The organism is Streptomyces sp. NPDC079167, assembly GCF_040686735.1.
Lineage (GTDB): Bacteria > Actinomycetota > Actinomycetes > Streptomycetales > Streptomycetaceae > Streptomyces.
Genome location: NZ_JBFBLO010000019.1, coordinates 88,458 through 108,318 on the forward strand (window position 1 = coordinate 88,458; position 19,861 = coordinate 108,318).

Here is a 19,861-nt window from a genome sequence, read left to right on the forward strand (position 1 = left end):
GGGCGGCAGCTCCATCGAGCCGCCCTGCCCGGCCGACCAACACCGAGCGCCCGCATCCCGAACAGACTGAGAGACCATGGTCATGTCCGTCACACCAGCCATCGCCGGATTCCACCCCGACCCTTCGGTCTGCCGCGTCGGTGACACCTACTACCTCGCCAACAGCAGCTTCGAGTACGTACCGGCCGTCCCCGTCCACCGCAGCACCGATCTGCTCACCTGGACCCACATCGGCAACGTACTGACCCGTCCGAGTCAGCTCGCGCCGCACACCGGTTACGCCGGCTCGGGCATCTACGCGCCGACGCTCCGCCACCACGACGGCAGGTTCTGGCTGGTGACGACGAACATTCACGAGATACGCCGGGGACACCTGATCGTGTCGTCCGAGAACCCGGAAGGACCGTGGAGCGATCCGGTGCACGTGGCAGGAACCATCGGCATCGATCCCGACCTGGTCTGGGACGAGGCAGGGGTATGCCACCTCACCTGGGCTTCCTTCCTCCCCGGCCTGCACGGCATCGCGAGCGTGCCGATCGATCCCATGACGGGCGACATGCTGGCGGACCCCCGCCTGCTGTGGAACGGCACCGGTCTCGCGGCGCCGGAAGGCCCTCACCTCTACCGTGTGGGGGAGTGGTGGTATCTCCTGCTGGCGGAAGGCGGCACCGAGCGAGGCCACGCCGTCACCGTCGCCCGCGCCCGGACCCTCGACGGGCCTTTCGAGGCGGCTCCCCGCAACCCGGTCCTCACGCACCGCAGCACGGATCACCCGGTGCAGAACACCGGGCACGGCGACCTCGTCGAACTGGCCGACGGCTCATGGGCCCTCGTCTATCTGGGCGTGCGGCCCCGTGGAGCGACGCCCAAGTTCCATGTCAACGGGCGTGAGACATTCGTCGCCGGTGTGGACTGGGTGGACGGCTGGCCGGTCGTGGACGAGCAGCGGTTCGCGGTCGAGCCGCAGGAGCACAGCTTCACCGACAGGTTCGAGGCGCCTGAACTGGATCCACGCTGGGTCGCACCCGGCACGAACCCCGCTGTCTTCACCCGCCGTGAGGGCCGAGGCCGCCTCATCCTCGAAAGGCAGGGGCAACAGGAGGCGCCGGTGATGCTCCTGACACGCGCCCGGGACACCCAGTGGACGGCGCAGGTACGGATGGACACCTCCGCCGGCACCGGACGTTTCCTGCTCCGGATCGACAGCGACCACTGGTACGGACTGACCGCCGACGCGGACAGCGTGGAGGCGACGGTCTCGATCGGCCCCGCCGTCAGTTCGGTCGCACGGGAGCCCCGTCCCCTCGGGAAGCCGGTCACCCTGCGGATCACCGTCCGTGACTCCGATCGCCCAGGGGTGTTCGGTACACCCGCCCAACCCGATCTCGTGGAACTCGCCGTAGTGGACGACGACGGGGCCTGCAGTGTCCTGGGTACCTTCGACGGGCGCTACCTCTCCACGGAGGTGGCTGGGGGTTTCACCAGCCGGATGCTCGGCGTCGAGCTGGTGGACGGCCAGATCGTGCTCGCAGAGGTGGCCTACTCCACACATCAGGGGTGACACGGCCGTCAGCCAAGCCTCGCAGTCCCAGCGAACCTGACGAGGCGTCTGCACCTGTGTCGGTTGGCCGGGTGGGCCCTCTTCGGCGCACAGCGCCCATGTGAGGGTGGTTCAGGGCCGGGTCCTCGCGGGGCCCGGCCCCCTGGCGCAGGGTGTCAGGCCGCCTGGCCGGCCTCAACGGTGTCGACCGGCCGGGCCTTCGGGATGGTTGCCACCAGAAGTGTTCCCACCGCGCAGGCGCCGGCCACGAGCAGGAACGCGTTGGTGAAGCCGGAGTCGCGATAGAACTGTGTGCCCTGTGCGACCACGCCGTCGCGGGCCATGGTCGAGAAGACCAACTGGGTGATGACGACCTGCATCACGCCCTGCACGAGCCACTGTGAGCCGTTGGCGAGGGCCTGCTCCTTCGGAGCCACCGACTGGATCACCATGATCGGCATGATGGAAACGACCAGACCCATACCAGGGCCGGCGATCAGGCCCATCGCGACGAACTGCCATTCGTTGTGGTGCAGTTGCGACGCGACCAGGTAACCGGTCGTGATCAGGGCGCCACCGATGGCCAGGAGGATCCTGGTGTCGACCCGGCGGGCGAACTTGCCCGCCAGAGCGGCGATCACGATGACCAGGACACTGGTCGGGGCGCTGACCACGGCGCTCTTGGTGACCGACCAGCCCAATCCGTCGGAGACATCGGGGATCTCCGGCATGAGGGTGAGGATCATGGTCACCGTGCCCACCGCGTAGGCCGCGCCCGCGGCCACGGAGGTGGCGAGGAAGACCGTCCACACCCGGCGCCTCCTGATCAAGGTGAGAGGGACGAGCGGATGTGCCACCTTGGCCTCGTAGGGGATGAAGGTGAGTACCGCCAGGACGCCCACCTCGATCCAGGTGAGGGTCTTGCCACTCGTCCAACCCCAGTGAGAACCCTCGCCGATGGCATAGACGACAGCGGTGAGGCCGCCGCCCAGCAGCAGGCCACCGATCCAGTCCATGCGCTGGTCCGGCTCCCGCACCGGGCTTTCGGGGATGCAGAAGAGCTGAAGCAGCAGGCATGCGGCGGCGGAGCAGGCGATGAACCAGAGCGCGGCTCGGAAGCCGTTGCTGTCGAGCAGCCAGGCCGACAGGAAGGGGCCGCCCAGCCCGACCAGCCCGATACTGGCCGCGAGAACACCACTGGCCGTGCCGACCAGGCGTTTGGGGAACACGTCACGGGCCATCGCATAGGCGATGAATGCCGAAGGGCCGTAGACACCGGCGAAAATGCGTCCTACCAACAGGGTCTCGTAGTTGGTCGCCATCGCCGCGATCACGTCACCGACGAGTCCGAGGATGGTGATGACGACCAGGACCCGCTTCTTGCCGTACATGGCCGCGGCCTTCATGGCGAAGGGTGTCAAGAAGGTGCCGATCAGAGCGGCGCCCAGAGTGAACCACGCGATCTGCGTGGTGCGGAAGTGAATCGCCACTTCCGCCTGGGCATTGCCGGCGAGCAGTCCGGTGATCGGATTGAGCGCGACGGTCCACAGCAAGGCGACGAGCGCGAGTGCGTGGCGGGTGGAGAAGCCGCCCTCCTCGGGTCTCGTGCCCGGGGCGGATTCGGTTGAGGACATGGTTCACCTTTCTGGGCGGAGCCCGTCACGCGGTCGTTCCGACGGACACGGGTGATGCCTGTCGTGACGAAAAGACCGACGGGGCCGTGCTGTGGATGGAGGGCAATGAGGGGATCGCGCTGCGCTGAATCGATTCAAGCCAGCCGACGAGAGGGTGAGGCCGCAGAGCGTTCGGGGTGGTGTGTGCCGGTCGCCGGACCGGTGCGGCCGCCGAAGCCGGCTGTCCGGCCCGCTCTGGTGGTCCAGCAGGCTACTGATGCGCGTCAGTGGCGCGCGTCAGTAGCAAACAACAGTGGTGCTACCTCAGCAAGACACTCGTTGGTAACGAGTGCACAACGGAGGTCATCGGGTGGGTGGTGGGCACTCTTTCGAGTTGTGCGCGGAGCCTGCGGCAGTTCACCGGTGCGGCGGACTCACGTGGTGGACCGCTGCACCAGCCGCAGGCTGGCGGTGGGCGACGGGGAGCGCGGGCGCCCTCCACCGAGGTCGGCCACCACCGCTTCGGCCCGGTGACGCCCCGCCTCCTGCAGATCGAAGTACACCGTGGACAAGGCGGGCACGGCGAAGCGTGCCATCGGAATGTCGTCGGCTCCGACGACGGCCAGGTCCCCGGGAGCCCGCAGACCGACGTGGTGCATCGCAGCGAGCAAGGCGATGGCGTACTCGTCGTTGAAGGCGCAGACCGCTGTGACGGAAGCCTCGCGCCAGCGTCCCAGCGGCCGCACGAGGTCCTCGATCTCCATGTCGGAGGCCAGGGCCAAGGGGGGTTTCACGCCTGCGTCCGCGCAGGCACCGGCTACACCCTGCAACCTCTCCTCGGCCATGCTCCGGAACTTGATCTCCGTCGGCAGGAGGTAGCCGATCCGGCGGTGTCCGCGGGAGATCACATGCTCCGCCTGCAACCGCCCCAACGGGGCCATCGAAGGCAACAGGCCTCTGTTGTGGGGAGAGATGACGGTGACTCCGAGCCGCTGCATGGCCTGCACGACGTCGTCGTCGAACGCCTCGAAGCCGAGCACCGAGGACGCTCCCACAGCGGCGCACACGTCGGGAAGACTCCGGGACTGTCCCGCCATCAGGTGGGTGACGAGGGTGAGGCCGTGTTCGGCGAGCGAGGACGCCAGCTCCTCCACGAGGCGGCTGATGCTGGGGCCGATCGGCAGGTCGGGGATGGACAACAGGACGATGTCGCTCCTGCCCGCCGCGAGTGCACGGGCGGAGGAGTTCGCCCGGTACTGGAGGCGCTCGGAGGCCTCCATGACGCGCCGACGGGTCTCCTCGGGGATCACCTCCCCGGGCCGGTTGTTGAGCACGTAACTCACAGTGGTACGTGAGACCCCCGCCGCTCTGGCGACGTCGGCGCTGGTGCTCCGTTTCCGAGGGTGCGTCATCGTCTCCAGCCCGTCCCAGCCGTCGGTATGACGCGGTCCGGCCCGCGGCAGCCCTGTTCGCCGCACGTCGCGACAGTGTGTCGATGATACGTTCCACGCACCGTCGTGGAACGGGCTGGTGCGACCGACGGCCTTTTCTGGCGTCTGGGCTTTCCACTCTCCCACCAGGGTCACCGGCAGGGACGATCCGCGCACCGAGGCGCGGTCTCCGGGGGACACGGGAGACCGGGGGCCAGCGCGACACCGGGCGACTGTCCTTCACCGCTCAGGTCTCCTGCCGTGCCGGTCCACCCCTCCCGCGCCCCTCGAGATGATCCAGTCGCCGATGAGTGCGGTGCCCGCGGCGAAGTGCGGTCGGTGCGGTCGGTCCAGGAACCCGTGCGGGGCCTCCTGGACGACATGGTGAGTGACAACGGTGCCGGAGGCCGAGAGCTCTCCGGCGAACGCTTCGCCGGAGGCCCGGAGGGTGTCACGGTCCGCATCGACCATCAGGGAGGGCGGCAGCGGTGGCAGCCGATGGCCGCCGGGGAAGGCGAACGGGAGCGCCATCGCCTCGGCGGACCCCGCGTAGTTGTGGTTCATTCGCCGTACGGTGTCCGGACGGAACTGGACGAGCCCGTGACGGCCGCGCACCCGGCCGCGCATCTCCTCGGGGATCGGCGGAAGTTCAGCGTGGAAGGTGCCGTACGCCAGCACGAGACCTGCGGGCAGCGCATCCTCCTCGGCGTGCATGCGCAGCGCGGCGGCCGCGGCGAGGCAAGCCCCGGCGCTCGCCCCGCCGAGCAGGACGGGACCCCGCTCGCGTGACACGGCGCCGAAGGCATCCACGACGTCGTCGAGCGGTACAGGAAAGCGCACGCCCGGAAGCCGGCCGGGACGAGGGTCGCGCCACGGACTCCACCGCGGCACTCGGCGGTAGTCGACCGCGACGACCTCGACCCCTCGCCGGACCAGGGCGGCGCCCACGGCATGGGACTCGAGCTGGTCTAGACCGCCGTGGGAGAACGCGCCGCCGTGCAACCAGACCAGAGTGCCCACCGGCGGGCCGTCGGGACGGTAGCGCCTGACCGGGATGCCGCCGTGGCGGCCCGGCACGGAGTCGTCGGCATGGTCGATGCCGTCGAGCAGCGCGGCCATCACCCGTGCAGTCCTGCCCCTCATGACCGAGAGCCTTCGCCGGGACCGGGCGCGGCGGCGGACTTGCCGAACAAGGCGCGCAGATCCCGCTCCAGGTCGGCGGCGGTGTCGGGCACGCGTGCCGCCATGGCCGCGAGCGGCATGTCGTCGATGTGGTCACCGGCTGCCTTGATGGGAACACCGGGGAAGTAGGTCTGCAGCACATCAAGGACGGCCGACCACAGCTCGGCATCACGTCGGATGTCGCGGATGGGTGTTTCCATGGTGATCTCGGGACGGACGCTGGTACCCGAGGCGTGGTAGCGCCATGAATGGTCGCCGGCACCGACGTGCTCGACGAGCTGCTCCGGGTGCAGGGGCAGCTCGACGGTCGCCGTCGCGCCTTCGGGCACCGTGACGTCGACCAGCATGTCCTCGCCTTCGAAGCGCCAGGAGACCTCGGCACGGCCGAGGACGGTGTCGTGTGCCGCCCGTGCCGAGGTGAGGCCGCCCCCCGGCCGGGGGGCCACGCGGAAGCGACGCCAGCCGGGTTCCACGCGTTCGAGCCCTCCCACGACGCGGTGCAGCCAGTCGGCCACGGCTCCGAGGGCGTAGTGGTTGAGCGAGGTCATGCCGGTGGAGTTGAGCGTGCCGTCAGGCAGCACGGAGTCCCACCGTTCCCAGATGGTGGTCGCTCCCATCGTCACCGGATAGAGGAACGACGGGGCCTTCTCCTGGAGGAGCAGGTCGTATGCCTCGGCGAGATGGCCGGTCACCGTCAACGCGTCCGTGATCAGCGGTGTGCCGGCGAAGCCCGTGGCGATGGCGAAGTCCGCCTTGCGTACCAGCGCGGCGAGCCGGTCGCCGGCGGTCGCGAGCTGGTTCTCGTCGAGGACTCCGAACATGACGGCCAGGGCGTACGCGGTAGCGGACTCGTTCACGACCCGGCCGGCGGACGACACGTACTCCCTGCGGAACGCCGCACGCACCCGCTCGGCGAGCCGGGTGAAGTAATCGGCGTCCGCGGTCTCGCCGAGGATCTCGGCGGTCCGTGCGAGCTCGCGTGTCGTCCTGCAGAGGTAGGCGGAGGCGACCAGATGGGCGTCGGTCTTCCCGCCGGCCGGGTTGTCGGACGGCGCGTCCGGGTCGAGCCAGTCCCCGTACTGGAAGCCGCTGCTCCACAGTCCGTGCTCGTCGAGCATGGGTTCGACCGCGCGCATGAAGGTGGTCATGGAGGCGTACGAGGCACGTAGTACGGCGGGATCGCCGTACTCCTGGTACAGCTGCCAGGGAAGGCTGATGGCGACGTCACCCCACAGTGCGGTGGGCGTGGACCCGGTCCGCAGGACGTCCGGGACGACCATCGGTACGTTCCCTGTCTCCGCCTGCTCGGCCGCCAGGTCACGCAGCCAGGACTCCAGGACGCCCCGCACGTCGTAGAGATACGTGGCGGTGGGGGCGAAGGCGTTGAGGTCGCCCGTCCAGCCGAGGCGCTCGTCGCGCTGCGGGCAGTCGGTGGGGACACCGACGAAGTTGTCCCGCATCGACCAGACGGTGTTCTCGTGCAGCTTGTTCACCAGCGGGTGGGACGTCTCGAACCAGCCGGTGCGCGTCATGTCGCTGTGGACGACGACGGCACGCACTGCCTCGGCGTCGAAGTCACCGGGCCAGCCGTCGATCTCTGCGTAGCGAAAACCGTGGAAGGTGAAGCGCGGCTCCCAGGTCTCCTCGCCTTCACCGGACAGTGTGTACCGGTCGGTGGCGGCGGCGGTGCGGTTGGTCTCGGTCTCCAGCTCCCCTTCGGGTGTCAGGATCTCGGCATGCTGCAGCGTGACGGTGTCTCCCGCCCGGCCCCGGACCCTCAGACGCACCCAACCCGAGATGTTCTGTCCGAAGTCGACGATCGTGCGCCCGGAGGGACTGGTGAGCACGACCTTCGGTGACAGCTCCTCGATGCGCCGGATCGGCGGCGTCATCGGTGCCCGCAGCGTTTCGAGGTTCCATTCGAAGGGCGCCGCACGGTCCCAGCCGGAGTCGTCGAAGCCGGGGCGGTTCCAGCCGTCCGGCTCCAGGCGGGCGTCGTGGGTCTCACCCGCGTAGATGCCGTTGGCGCGCACGGATCCGGTGCCGACGCGGAAGGACCCGTCGGTACCGACGATCTCCACGCGGTCGTCGTCGAAGTGCAGCTCCAGCTGTGCGAACAGGGCAGGCCGGTCGCTGTAGTTGTGGCGTCGGTTCTCCCAGGTGAGCGGTCCCACCGCCCAGCCCTCGCCGACGACGGCCCCGAGGGCGTTCGCTCCTGCCGTCAGCAGGTCGGTCACGTCGTGCGCCGAAACCGTGAGGTGGTGACGGTAACTGGTCCAGCCGGGCGCGAGTACTTCGTCACCGACCCGGACGCCGTTGACATACGGTTCGACGATGCCCAGGCCGGTGACGTGCAGTACGGCTCGCCGGAGGCCGTCGGTCACCTCGAACTCCCGGCGGAAGTACGGTGCCGGATCGCCCTCGGCGGACGGAGCTGCGGCGCTGATGAATGAGGCCTGCCACGGGTGCGGCATGGTTGTTTCTCCCTGTGGATGCTTGAAGACCGGCATGGAGGCCGGCTGGTCAGCGCGCGTCGTCACGACAGGCCGGGACGGTGAGCGTGCGGCTGTCCGCGATCCGCTCACTGCTGGTGCCGACGAGGACGGTGACGTCGCCCTCCTCGATGCCGCGGGTGCCATCGGCCATGGTGTAGAACAGGCGGCTCACCGGGGCTTCGAGCACCGTCTCGGCGCTGCCGCCCGCCCGCACGGTGACGCGGGCGAAGGCGATCAGCCGGCGTACCGGCCGTACGACCGACCCGTGCTCGTCACGGGCGTAGACCTGGACGACCGTGGAGCCGTCCCGGTCGCTCCTGTTGGTGGTGCGCGTGCGCACGGTGAAGGTGGAACCGTCGTCCGAGAGCGTGACGTCATCGAGGTGGACCTGCAGATCGGCGTAGCCCAGACCGTGTCCGAACGGGTAGAGCGGACCGTCGTCCAGGTCGTTGTAACCGGGGCGGCGGCCGGTCGGATGGGCGTATCCGCTGCCGTACGGGTGGCCGTGGAACAGGGGGAGCTGTCCGGTGTCCCGGGGAAACGTCATCGGCAGGCGGCCACCGGGTTCCACGGCCCCGGCAAGGACGTCCGTCACCGTCGCCGGGCCGTGTGCGCCGAGGAGCGGTGCGAGGAGCACCGCTGCGGACGCCTCGGCGACGTCGGGGACGATGAGAGGCCGCCCCGTGATGAGTACCGTCACCAGGGGGACACCGGCCTGCGCGAGCACCGACACCAGCTCGTGCTGGTTGCCCGGGAGCCGTAGCCTGGCCGAGGTCTGTCCCTCGCCGGCCGTGTGCTCGCCCGCCCAGCCGGTGCGCTCACCGACGACCGTGACGACCACGTCCGCGTCGCGCACCGCGCCGAGCACGGCACCGGCGTCGATCGGCCCGGTCGCGTCGGGCGAGCCCGCGTCGACGAACGTCACCTCCAGACCCGGCACGGCCGACAGGGCGCCCAGAAGCGTCGGGGTGCCCGCGTGCTGCTCGCGGGTCATGATCTCGAACCGAGGGCCGATACCCGGGATACGCGTGTTGAACAGCTCGGTGAAGATGTACTTCTCGGGGTCGATTCCGGGAACCTGGCCCGAGCGGATCAGCTGCATCGCCAGCGGGACCTCGGCGTTGGCAACGTCGGTGTAGGCGCCGAAGTGGATGCGCAGATCGTCGGCGAGACTGCCGACGACGGCCACCTTGGTGCCGGGGCGCAGCGGGAGCGTGCCGTCGTTCTGCAGGAGCGTCACGGCGTGTTCGGCGATCTCCCGTCCGACGTCGGTGGCTGTCGTGCGGTCGAGTGGCTCGGGCGCGCGCAGCCGCCGGCGCGGTACGTAGTCGGGCACCAGGCCCATGTCGCGCTTGACCTCCAGGACACGTCCCACGGCGGTGTCCACCCTCTCCTCGCTGACCAGACCGGTCTCGACGGCCTCGCGCAGCTTCCGGAAACTCTCGTCCGCGGGGAGTTCCACGTCGAGGCCGGCCGAGAGAGCCTGAGCGGCGGCTTCCCGCTGGTCGCGTGCGGTGTGGTAGACCGAGTGCAGCATCGTGACGGCGTCGTAGTCGCTGACGACCAGTCCGGTGAAACCCAGTTCGCCACGCAGCAGGTCGGTGAGCAGCCACCGGTCGGCCGCGGCCGGTACGCCGTCGATCTCGTTGTACGAGTTCATGACGATCGAGAGTCCGGCCTCGTCGATCGCGCGCCGGAACGGCACGGCCACTTCGTCGGTGAGCTGCCTGCGTCCGAGGCTCGTCCGCGCCTGGTTGAGGGCGCCGTCGGAACTGCCGTACCCGAGGAAGTGTTTGCCCGTCGCGAGGACTCCCGTGCCGCCCTCGCGACCGTTGATGCCTTGGATGAAGGCGACGCCGATCTGGGCCGCCAGTTCCTGGTCCTCGCCGAACGTCTCGTGGACCCGGCCCCAGCGCGGGTCGCGCACCACGTCGAGGACAGGGGAGAAGCACAGGTGGATGCCGTAGTCACGGAACTGTGCGCCGGTGAGAGACGTGCTGCGCTCGACGAGTTCCGGCATCCACGTGGCCGCCTGGGCCCACGCGGTGGGAAACTGGATGCCCGTGCCGTGGACCAGTCCGTTGAGGCCTTCGGCGTGGATGAGGGTGCCGATGCCGAAGCGGCTCACCTCGCGTGCCTTCGTCTGGACATCGGCGAACACACGCCGCAGTCCGTCGGCCGGCAGGGGCAGCATCCAGGCCAAAGACAGATGTCCCAGCCCGTGCGGGCGCAGCTCGGCGAGCCGGTCGATGTCGACGAAGAACGCTGCCTTGCGACCCTCCTCGGTGCTGAGGTCGACTCCCGGCTCCTGGCGTACCGAGAACAGGGCGGGGAGAATCATGCCGTTCAGCTGGGCGATCTTCTCGTCGAGGTCCAGCTTGCGGACGAGTGCGCTGAGGTCGCTCATGCGGAGGTCTCCAGATCGGTCGTGCTGACAGCGGTGGCGGTGGCGCCGACCGGGGCGGGGGAGTCGGTCAGAGGGCTGCGGGCCGCGGTGACGGTGAGTGCGAGACGGGCAGGCGCGCAGCCATCGGCCACCGCTTCGACGGTGATCGTGCCGGACCCGGTCGGACGGACGACTGCGAGGGCGCGTCCGTCGAACGTGCGCCGGACGGCTCCGTGGAAGGTCTCCCCGGTGACCGGGGCCCCGCTACCGAGTCCCTGCAGGATGCCGGCGCCGGAGACCGTCACCCGCACGTCACGGTCCAGGGCGTTCTGCAGGACCCCTCTGTCGTCGGTGAGCGTCAGCGCGACGAACGCGAGGTCCCGGGTGCCGGCGCACAGCTCGTCGCGGTCGGCGGCGACGGTGAGCCGCAGGTTCTTCCTCGCCGAGACGAGGAGCGTACGGCCGGTCTCGGCCCCCGCACGATAGGCGACCGCGACCAGCTCGCCAGGGTGGTGGAGGACCTCGAAGTCCGCCTGGAAGGCCCGTTCGGTGCCGACGGGGGCACGTCCGAGCGACTCACCGTCGAGCAGCAGCTCGACCTCCTCGGCTTCGGCGTACACCTCGACGTGCACGGGGGCGTCCTCGAATCCGGGCCAACTCCAGCTGGACACGGAGTCGGACCACGCCCACGGCGTCGACACGGTGACGGGAACGCCATGGTGCTCCGGGCGCCGTACGGCGATGTAGGGCTCGCTCCGCCGGCCGAACACGATCTCGCGGTAATACGACACAGGCCTGCGGTGGCCGGTGAGGTCCAGGTCGCCGCAGAACGCCGACAGACCCGGATAGGCGGTCGAGAAGCCTTGGCCACCGTCGGCGGCAGCCGCGTACTTGACGACGCCGATGCCGGTCTCCCCCAGGTAGTCCAGCCCGGTCCAGGTGAAGTCGCCGATGACATGCGGGTGCTTCTCGACGAGGGCCCAGTTGCGGTCGATGACGGTCGGCCACGTCTCGGTGCCGACGATGACGCGGTCGGGGAAGAGATCGTGGTCGAGGGCGTAGCGGGACTCGCCGTAGTTCATGCCGGCGACGTCGAGCGCCGCGAACGACTCCTCCGTGCGCTCGGTGACCATGGGGGAGGAGATGATCTGGCCCATCATCTCGCCGAACGCGTTCATCATGCCGTTGACGCCGCCACCGGCCTGTTCGTCTCCGGGCACGTCGGCCGACTGCGCCGCCGCCCGGCGTTGCGCCATGCCGCCCAGGACGAGGTCGAGGACGGACACGAAGCCGTTGATGCCGTTGGTCACCAGGCGGGTGCCGTCGAGGGCGCGCAGCTTCTCGGCGAGTCTTCGGCTCCACCGGCCGCCGTCCGGTGTGCCGGTCTCGGGGATCTCGTTGCCGATGCTGTAGAAGACGACGCTCGGATGGTTCAAGTCCTTGGCGACCATGGCCTCCAAGTCGCGCTCCCACCACTCGGGGAAGTCGGCGGAGTAGTCGAAGTCGCTCTTGCCCTGCGTCCACATGTCGAAGGCCTCGTCCATGACGTACATGCCGAGGCGGTCGCAGGCGTCGAGCAGGGCGCTGCTCGCGGGGTGGTGGGAGCTGCGGATCGCGTTGAAGCCGGCCGCCTTCAGCAGCTCGATCTTGCGCTCCTCCGCGCGGCCGATGGCCGCGGCACCGAGCGGGCCGTTGTCCCCGTGCAGGCAGGCTCCGCGGAGTTTGACCTCGGTTCCGTTCACCCGCAGGCCGCGCCGGGCGTCGACCTGGATGGTGCGGATCCCGAACGGCACCGACACCTCGTCGACCACCTGCTCACCATCGGTGAGCCACACACGTGCCCTGTACCGGGCCGGCGTCTCGGCGCTCCACAGGCGCGGACGGTCGACCAGCAGGCGCAGCCGCGCCGTCTCCTCGTCCGCGGGCAGCAGCGTGAGCGGAGTCCGGCCCCTGGCGACCTCCGTCCCTTCCTCGTCGGTGACGACAGCCGCCAGACGCAGGGTGGAGGTCATGGCGCCCATGTTGCGTACCCGTACCGTGACTTCGGCGATCGCGACCTCATGGTCGACGTCGGGGGTCGTGACGCGGACACCGTCGACGGCGATGTGCGCGGGATTCTTGACGATCAGGCGCACGTCCCGGTGGATTCCGCAGCCGGTGTACCAGCGGCTGTCCAGGTGGGTGCGGCAGGATACGCGGACCTCGTTGTCGGCCCCGGACCGCAGATGGGGATCGACGCGCACCAGGAAGCGGGAGTAGCCGAACGCGTGGCGGCCGGCGAGCGCGCCGTTGACCGTCACGACGGCGTCCCGGTACACACCGTCGAACTCCAGGTACACCGGCTTGCCGCGGTCCTCCTCGGACACGGCGAACGTCTTGCGGTATTCGAACGTCCCCCCGGTGAAATACCCATTGGTGTGTCCGTCCGGCGCGTCAGCCCGCCGTTCGGTGGTGATCAGCGCATCGTGCGGCAGCGTCACAGGCGTCCAGGGAGAACCGGCTGTCCCGCCGAGTTCCTGGAACGGCGTCACTTTGCGGCGGTAACTCCAGCCTTGGTTGAAGTCCGTGTAGGTCATGGTTGACTTCCCTTTCACCGAACGCCCTTGACCCGGGCCAGGATGATGAAGCCGCCGACCAGTGCGAAAGCGCCGGCGACGATGTAGAGCAGGGGGTAGTTGTCGCCTCCGCCGAGCGCCAGGACCAGAGGCGCGGCGAGAGGCGCCGCCGCCTGCGGGACCGTCGTCGAGAACTGGTTGATCGCGTTGTAACGGCCGGCCTCCGTGTCGCGCTCGGGCAGAACGTCCAGGACCAGTGCCTGGTCCACCGCGGAGAAGACGCCCAGACCGAGGTTGGTGAGGAACGAGCCGATCACCAGCACGGTGAGGTCGGGTGCGACGGCCATCGTCAGTGTGCCGACGGTGAACAGGATTCCGGCGCCGAATACGAAGGAGCGGCGTCGACGCAGCTTGTCCGACAGGAACCCGCTGATCCCCGCTCCACCCATGGTCGCGACGAGACCGACAGCGCCGACCACCGCCACGAGTCCGCCGATCTCGGTGACGGGCTTGTCCAGCTTGTCGGCGAAGAAGAACGTCGTGAACGTCGTGGCGAGCGTCAGCCCGAACATGAACAGGAACCGGCCCAGCCAGTTCCAGGAGAAGTCGGGGTAACGACGTACGTCGAAAACGTACTTCGACAGCACCAGCTTCACCGTCATGCTCTCGCCGGGGGGAAGGTCCTGGCTGCCGTCCTCGTGGACGAGCAGGGCGAACAGCAGCACCGTCACGGCGCCGAGCGCCGCGGGCACCAGGAACAGCAACAGGTTCGAAGACGTCAGCATGCTCGCGATCGCCACGCCGATGATGGAGGCGGCCATCTGCGCAACACCTGCCAGGCCCGCCACCTTGCCCCGCTGGGACTCATGCAGGCGGTCCGCCATCGAAGCGCCCAGCAGGGCCAGCGCGCTGCCGAAACCGAGCTGCACGACTATCCAGCCGACGATCAGGACGGCGATCGAGGGCGCGAGCGCGACGCAGCAGAAACCGGCCATGCCGACGGCCACCGTGGCGGGCAGCCATGGCCGGCGTCGGCCCAGACGGGAGCGGGTGCGGTCACTCAGCACCCCGAGAACTGGCCCGGACAGGACCAGGGCCAGCGAACCCGCGCCGACCACATAACCGAGGCTTCCCTCGTTGTCGGGGGCCAGTTGATCGACACGGACACTCAGGGAGTAGCCCATCGGCGCCACGATGGCCGCATAGAGGCCGAACTGGGCGAGGACCAGCAGCACGATGTATCTGGCGTCGACCTTGAGCCGGTCGTCGGTCTTCGTGACGGTCGCTGGGCCGGACGGGGCGGCCAGGGCTGCTGCTTCTGCCGTGGGCGGTGTGGCTGATGGGGGGACATGGGGCGGCACTGAGGACATGGCGGCTCCTTGATTGTGAGCCATCGCCGGGCACGGCGGACGCTCGCGGCATTGGTATCACGTGATACTTGAAGGTGCCTAGGGGTAGCACGTGATACCTGCCGGTCCGATAGGGTCGGTAGTGCTCGCCCAGGCCCAGGGCGGGCCGATCTGTCGCAGAGATACGAAAGGCGCCGACGAGGATGAAGAACGGCCCGCGTCCCGCGACCGCCACTGATGTGGCGGTGCGTGCCGGGGTGTCGCGCGCCACGGTCAGTCACATTCTCAACGGCCGGGAAGGGCGGTTTCCCGAGGAGACACGGACACGTGTGCGCACTGCCGCCGAGGAGTTGGACTACCGGCCTTCGCCGGCCGGACGCAGCCTGGTCACCGGGCGAAGCGACATGATCGTCGTCGTGATGCCGGAGACCACCGTCGGACAGAACCTGCAGAACGCGCTCGAGTACCTCAGTGACGACGCCGCGGGTCTGGGCTCCAACGTGGTACTGCGGTTCGCCGGTCCGGATCCCGGGAAGACCGCCACGGCTCTGGTGAGACTTCGCCCGCTTGCTGTGGTCGACTTCGGCTCACTGGACCGGCCCGCCCGCAGCCGGCTGGCCGCTCAGGGTATCCCGGTCGTGCCGGATCTCGACGGCTCCCGGCCTCGTCGGCCCCATGACGAGATCGGCGAACTGCAGGTGGCGGAGCTGACGAAACGCGACGACCGCCAGATCGTCTACGCCTCGATCTCCGACCGGCGGACGGACCCGTACGGGCCGGGCAGGTACGCCGGCATCGCGGCCGCGTGCGCGCGGCGAGGGCTCGCCGTGCCGTTGTCCGTGCCGGTGCCCACACATCTCGTGTCGGCGACAGCCGTACTGCGTGAGCTTCCCCGGCAAGTTCCGCTCGGTGTGGCCGCCTACAACGACGAGGTCGCACTGGCCGTCCTGGCCGCGGCCGCGCGGATGGAATGGGCGGTCCCTGACGACCTGGCCGTCGTGGGCGTCGACGCCACGGACGTCGGCCAGTTGTGGGTCCCGCCTCTCACCACGATCGAGGTCGACATGCACGCGTTCGTGGGCACCGTGGTCGACGAACTCGCCGCCGCGCTGGGGCGGGAGGCTCCGCCTGGAGGTGCCAAGGACAAGAGGATGCTCCGCCTCGTGTCCGGCGGTACGACATGAGGCGCAGGCCGTCGTCCGCAGTGCTGCTCCCTCTGCGGCCAGCAGATCATTCGCGTCGGTGAGGCGTTCGGCCGCGGCCGCGCCCCGCCTCCACGCCCTCGTCGTCGGTCACGACGGCTGAGAGCCGCAGGGTCGATGCCGCCTGCGCGGCGCTCTCCACCCGCATGGCGACCTCGACTACCGCCAGTTAGCCGTCGACGTGGGGGCATCACGCCGCCCCCTGTCCACGGCGACGTGCGCAGGTTCGGAGCCGCCCATCGTTTTCTGTTTGGAGGGACTGGCGCGACAATGCGCGTATGGGCATCTCGACAGAACTCCCAGCCGACGGCCTGGCGATCCGGCAACCGCGTCAGGAACGCACCCGGCAGGCATGGGCGCGCATCCTGGACGCCGGTGTGGAGATCATCGAGGAGGGCGGCTACGAAGCGTTCACCATCGCCGCTGTGTGTGAACGTGCCAAGGTAGCCCCCCGCGCCGTCTACGACCGGACCTCCAGCAAGGACGCACTGTTCTTGGCCGTGTACGAGCACGGAGTCGCTCGTGTCCTCGTCGACCAGCAGATCTTCACCGAGACCTCCCGCTGGGAGGGCTTGCCACCGACCGAACTGATCACCGACGTGGTCACGGAATTGACAGCCTTGTTCGCCCGGCACACCGCCTTCCTCAAACCCGTCCTCCTGCTGTCCGGCGCCCATCCCGAAGTCCTGCGTCGCGGACGCGACCATGTCCACCTGCTCGCTGACGCCGTCACCGGCCTGTTGCTCACCGTGCAGGGGCACTTCACCCGCCCCGACCCCGAGGCCGCGGCCCGGCAGTGTTTCGCCACAGCCTTCTCCGCCTGCGTGGTCCGCACCGCCCACGGCGCGGACTTCGCCACCACGCCGGTTGACCACGACACATTCACGGCCCACCTGGCCCTGAGCATCACACGCACGCTGCTCGCTCCTGATCCCGTCGCGTGAGAAACCGGCGCGCCCGAATTCGCGGCGCGGACGACGCCGAAGCCGCGACGGGCGGAGGCTGGGCCCCGGCATCCGTGACGTCGATCGTCCGGCATGTGCACAACGGATCTCACACTCCCTGTCAAGGCTGTCACCTGCGAAGTTACGCTCCGCTGGTGACAGCGACATGGGAGATCAGCAAGGGTGTGGCGACGGTACGGCTGGACCGGCCACCGGTCAACGCCTTGGACATCGCGACCCAGGACCGCATCCGGGAGATCGCTGAGGAAGTCGGCGGACGGGAGGATGTCAGGGCGGTCGTGCTCTGGGGCGGTGAGAAGGTGTTCGCGGCGGGCGCGGACGTGGAGGAGATGCAGTCCATGGACCACGCGGCCATGGCACTGCGCGTGCGCACTTTGCATGAGTGCTACGACGCTGTGGCCGGCATTCCCCAGCCTGTGGTGGCCGCGGTCACCGGCTACGCGCTCGGGGGCGGCTGCGAGCTGGCTCTGTGCGCCGACTACCGCATCGCGGCGGACACCGCGCGTCTCGGGCAGCCGGAGATCCTGCTCGGGCTCATCCCCGGCGCGGGCGGCACGCAGCGCCTGGCCCGGGTCGTCGGACCGTCCAAGGCCAAGGACCTGATCTTCACAGGCCGCCAGGTGAAGGCCGAGGAGGCTCTGCGGCTCGGACTCGTCGACCAGGTCGTCCCTGCCGACGAGGTGTACGAGGCCGCCTTCGCCTGGGCGGCCCGACTGGCCACCGGGCCGGCACTCGCGCTGCGAGCCGCCAAGGAAGCCGTCGACCAGGGGCTGAACACCGACCTGGCGACCGGACTGGCTATCGAACGCGCCCTGTTCTCCGGTCTGTTCGCCACCGAGGACCGTGAGACGGGTATGCGGAGCTTCATCGAGGAAGGGCCGGGCCGGGCCCGGTTCCGCTGACCGGGCGGCGCGGGGAACGGCAGGAGGGGGAGGAGCGCCGCGGCGCTCCTCCCCCTCCTGCTCGTCCCGCCCGTACTCGCTCGCCGCAGCCGCTCAGCGGAGCCCTGCGTGCGGATCAGTACGGTTCGGCCAGCCGGGCATGAGCCGCGGGCATCGGGATCTCCAGCATCTTGCGGTCCTGCTCGGTCGGGGTGCCCGACTCGGTGCGCAACAGCGCGGCCGAGTACTGCTGGACGAATCCGGCCCGCGGCATGCGCCGCTCCCACCAGGACCGTAGCGCCTCGTCCAGGTCGTCGGACGCGTCGAGGCAGTGGGCGAGCACCACGGCGTCCTCGGCGGCCATGGCCGCGCCCTGAGCCATGTGCGGGCTGCTGGCGTGGGCGGCGTCCCCGGCCACCGCGATACGCCCTCGGTACCACGGCTCGTCCACCGTCACCTGCTCGATCGGGCTGTAGGCGGACGGCGCGTCCTCGCTCAGCGTGCCGCCCAGCTCGCCGATCCAGCCGCTGAACTCACCCAGCAGGGACTGGATGCGCTCGACGATCTGCGCGGAGGACGGTCGCGAGCGGATGCTCTCCTCGGGGACGACGAGGGCCACGTAGCAACTGGTCTCGCTGAGCGGGATGAGGGTGGCCTTGATGCTCCCGGCGAGGGCGTAGACGATCCGGTCCAGCTCCGGCGGGCGCGGCAGACTGATCCGCCAGCACGCGAACCCCGTGTACTCGGCGTCGTACCGGTCGCCGAAGAGGTGACGGCGGACCTGCGAGCGGATGCCGTCGAAACCGACCAGGAGGTCGTACCGCCCGTTCGCCGGCACGACGGCGTCCGTCATGGCCGCACTGAACGCGACGTCCACGCCGTCGGGGCCCTCTGCGACGGAGGCGATGGTCGAGCCGTGGTGGAGCCGCGCCCCGGCATCACGTGCCGCACCGAGCAGGACGCGGCACAGCTCGGCCCGCTGGATCGCGTTGTTCGGCGGCATGCCCTGGAACAGGGCGGGAGGGAGGTCCACCATCGTGCTGCTGTCGGACGCCGCCATACGCAGGTCACTGAACTGGTAGCCGGCCCGCAGACATTCGTCGAGGACGCCGATCTCCTCCATGACGCCCAGAGCGTTGCCCGGCTGGTTCAGGCCCACGCCGAGCACGGAACCGGGCGGACGGTGTTCGACGACGTCGACGTGGACGCCTCGCTGGGCCAGCGCGGTGGCGGCCACGAGGCCGCCGATGCCGCCGCCCTGGACCAGGACACGGGACACGGAGGTCATGAGGGGCTCCCGGTGCGGTGCGTGCGACGGCTGCGTGCCGGCGGCACGGGATGTACCTCCGGGCCTGCCACCAGCCGGTTCTCGATGTGGCCGATGCCCTCGGTCTCCATGCGGACGACGTCGCCCGGCTGCAGAGGGGCCGGGGCGGTGTCCGGGCTGGTCTTCCACAGTTCGCCGAGGCAGCCGGTGCCGCAGGTGCCGGAGCCTAGGACATCGCCTGCCCGGACCACGGTGCCGCGTGAGGCGTACGCGAGCATCTCGGGGAAGGTCCAGGACATGTGGGCGGAGGTGTCACCGCCGGTGCGCTTCCCGTTGAGGAAGACCTGCGAGGTGAGGGACAGCACACCGTCCTCGTCCCAGACGTCGGCGAACTCGTCCGCGGTGACCAGCCAGGGGCCGAGCGTGGTCGCGGTGTCCTTGGACTTGGAGGGGCCGAGCGGCAGGGTGAGTTCCCGCGTCTGGAAGTCGCGTGCCGACCAGTCGTTGAGGATGGTGAAGCCGAGGATGTGCTCCCGGGCGTCGGCCACCGAGAGGTCGGAGCACGTCTTTCCGACGACGGCGCCGAGCTCCAGCTCGAAGTCGAACCTCTGGGCGCCCGGCGGTACGGGGACCGGGGCGTAGGGGGCGACCACCGCGACGGGGTTGGAGAAGTAGAAACCGGGCTCGGCGAACCATCCCTCGGGGACGTTGTCCATGAGGGCCGTGACGTGGTTCTCGTACGTGAGGTAGTCGCGGATGGACGGCGGTTGCAGGAGTGGGCCGAACACCGCCTCGCCCAACGGGAGTACGGCACCTCGACGGACCCGGCGGGCCACGTCGTCGAGGGCCTCCTGCCCGCCCTCGATGACCTGGAGCAGGGTCTCGGGAGTGGGCAGTGCGCGGACGCTGTCGCCGTCCCGCACCCCCACCCGAGGCCCGTCGGGGGTGAGAAGCGTGGTGAGTTTCACGGGTATGACGTCCTTGTCACAGGATGTG

13 protein-coding genes are annotated in these 19,861 nt (G+C 69.5%); 4 read left to right on the top strand and 9 right to left on the bottom strand.

What is annotated here, in order from left to right:
• Positions 1-82 precede the first annotated feature (82 nt).
• Positions 83-1,561: a family 43 glycosylhydrolase gene (locus AB0P41_RS30270; protein WP_356715194.1), complete on the top strand. Its 1,479-nt coding sequence runs from the start codon at positions 83-85 to the stop codon at positions 1,559-1,561.
• Between the two features lie 155 nt (positions 1,562-1,716).
• Here AB0P41_RS30270 and AB0P41_RS30275 read toward each other — a convergent pair whose 3' ends face one another.
• The 7 genes from AB0P41_RS30275 to AB0P41_RS30305 form a co-directional block, all read right to left on the bottom strand.
• The gene (locus AB0P41_RS30275) at positions 1,717-3,174 is read right to left on the bottom strand and encodes an MFS transporter (RefSeq protein ID WP_365935283.1); all 1,458 of its coding nucleotides are present in this window, start codon (positions 3,172-3,174) and stop codon (positions 1,717-1,719) included.
• A gap of 413 nt (positions 3,175-3,587) precedes the next feature.
• Complete coding sequence (locus AB0P41_RS30280) at positions 3,588-4,565, bottom strand: LacI family DNA-binding transcriptional regulator (protein WP_365935314.1); 978 nt, start codon at positions 4,563-4,565, stop codon at positions 3,588-3,590.
• A gap of 258 nt (positions 4,566-4,823) precedes the next feature.
• Complete coding sequence (locus AB0P41_RS30285) at positions 4,824-5,726, bottom strand: alpha/beta hydrolase fold domain-containing protein (protein WP_356715198.1); 903 nt, start codon at positions 5,724-5,726, stop codon at positions 4,824-4,826.
• A complete protein-coding gene (locus tag AB0P41_RS30290; protein WP_365935285.1) occupies positions 5,723-8,239 on the bottom strand; it encodes a glycoside hydrolase family 78 protein in 2,517 nt (838 codons plus the stop codon). Before AB0P41_RS30290 ends, AB0P41_RS30285 begins: the two co-directional genes overlap by 4 nt.
• 49 nt (positions 8,240-8,288) lie before the next feature.
• Positions 8,289-10,667 carry a glycoside hydrolase family 3 N-terminal domain-containing protein gene (locus AB0P41_RS30295; RefSeq protein ID WP_356715202.1) on the bottom strand — a complete coding sequence of 793 codons (2,379 nt, stop codon included), beginning with the start codon at positions 10,665-10,667 and terminating at the stop codon, positions 8,289-8,291.
• Positions 10,664-13,222 carry a glycoside hydrolase family 2 TIM barrel-domain containing protein gene (locus AB0P41_RS30300; protein ID WP_356715204.1) on the bottom strand — a complete coding sequence of 853 codons (2,559 nt, stop codon included), beginning with the start codon at positions 13,220-13,222 and terminating at the stop codon, positions 10,664-10,666. The genes AB0P41_RS30295 and AB0P41_RS30300 overlap by 4 nt, the downstream gene beginning before the upstream one ends.
• Positions 13,223-13,236: 14 nt before the next feature.
• Positions 13,237-14,571, bottom strand: coding sequence for an MFS transporter (locus AB0P41_RS30305; RefSeq protein ID WP_365935288.1), 1,335 nt, complete (start codon positions 14,569-14,571; stop codon positions 13,237-13,239).
• Between the two features lie 182 nt (positions 14,572-14,753).
• Here AB0P41_RS30305 and AB0P41_RS30310 point away from each other — a divergent pair, with 182 nt between their 5' ends.
• The 3 genes from AB0P41_RS30310 (at position 14,754) to AB0P41_RS30320 (ending at position 17,619) form a co-directional block, all read left to right on the top strand.
• Positions 14,754-15,734: a LacI family DNA-binding transcriptional regulator gene (locus AB0P41_RS30310; protein ID WP_356715208.1), complete on the top strand. Its 981-nt coding sequence runs from the start codon at positions 14,754-14,756 to the stop codon at positions 15,732-15,734.
• A 296-nt stretch (positions 15,735-16,030) separates the two neighbouring features.
• Entirely contained in the window at positions 16,031-16,696 is a 666-nt protein-coding gene (locus tag AB0P41_RS30315) for a helix-turn-helix domain-containing protein (RefSeq protein ID WP_356715210.1), read from the top strand.
• A gap of 155 nt (positions 16,697-16,851) precedes the next feature.
• On the top strand, positions 16,852-17,619 hold the full coding sequence (locus AB0P41_RS30320) for an enoyl-CoA hydratase-related protein (RefSeq protein WP_356715211.1): 768 nt from the start codon (positions 16,852-16,854) through the stop codon (positions 17,617-17,619).
• A 115-nt stretch (positions 17,620-17,734) separates the two neighbouring features.
• Here AB0P41_RS30320 and AB0P41_RS30325 read toward each other — a convergent pair whose 3' ends face one another.
• Both AB0P41_RS30325 and AB0P41_RS30330 read right to left on the bottom strand, forming a co-directional pair.
• Positions 17,735-18,886 carry an FAD-dependent monooxygenase gene (locus AB0P41_RS30325; protein WP_356715213.1) on the bottom strand — a complete coding sequence of 384 codons (1,152 nt, stop codon included), beginning with the start codon at positions 18,884-18,886 and terminating at the stop codon, positions 17,735-17,737.
• The gene (locus tag AB0P41_RS30330) at positions 18,883-19,833 is read right to left on the bottom strand and encodes a fumarylacetoacetate hydrolase family protein (protein ID WP_356715215.1); all 951 of its coding nucleotides are present in this window, start codon (positions 19,831-19,833) and stop codon (positions 18,883-18,885) included. Before AB0P41_RS30330 ends, AB0P41_RS30325 begins: the two co-directional genes overlap by 4 nt.
• Between the last annotated feature and the right edge of the window lie 28 nt (positions 19,834-19,861).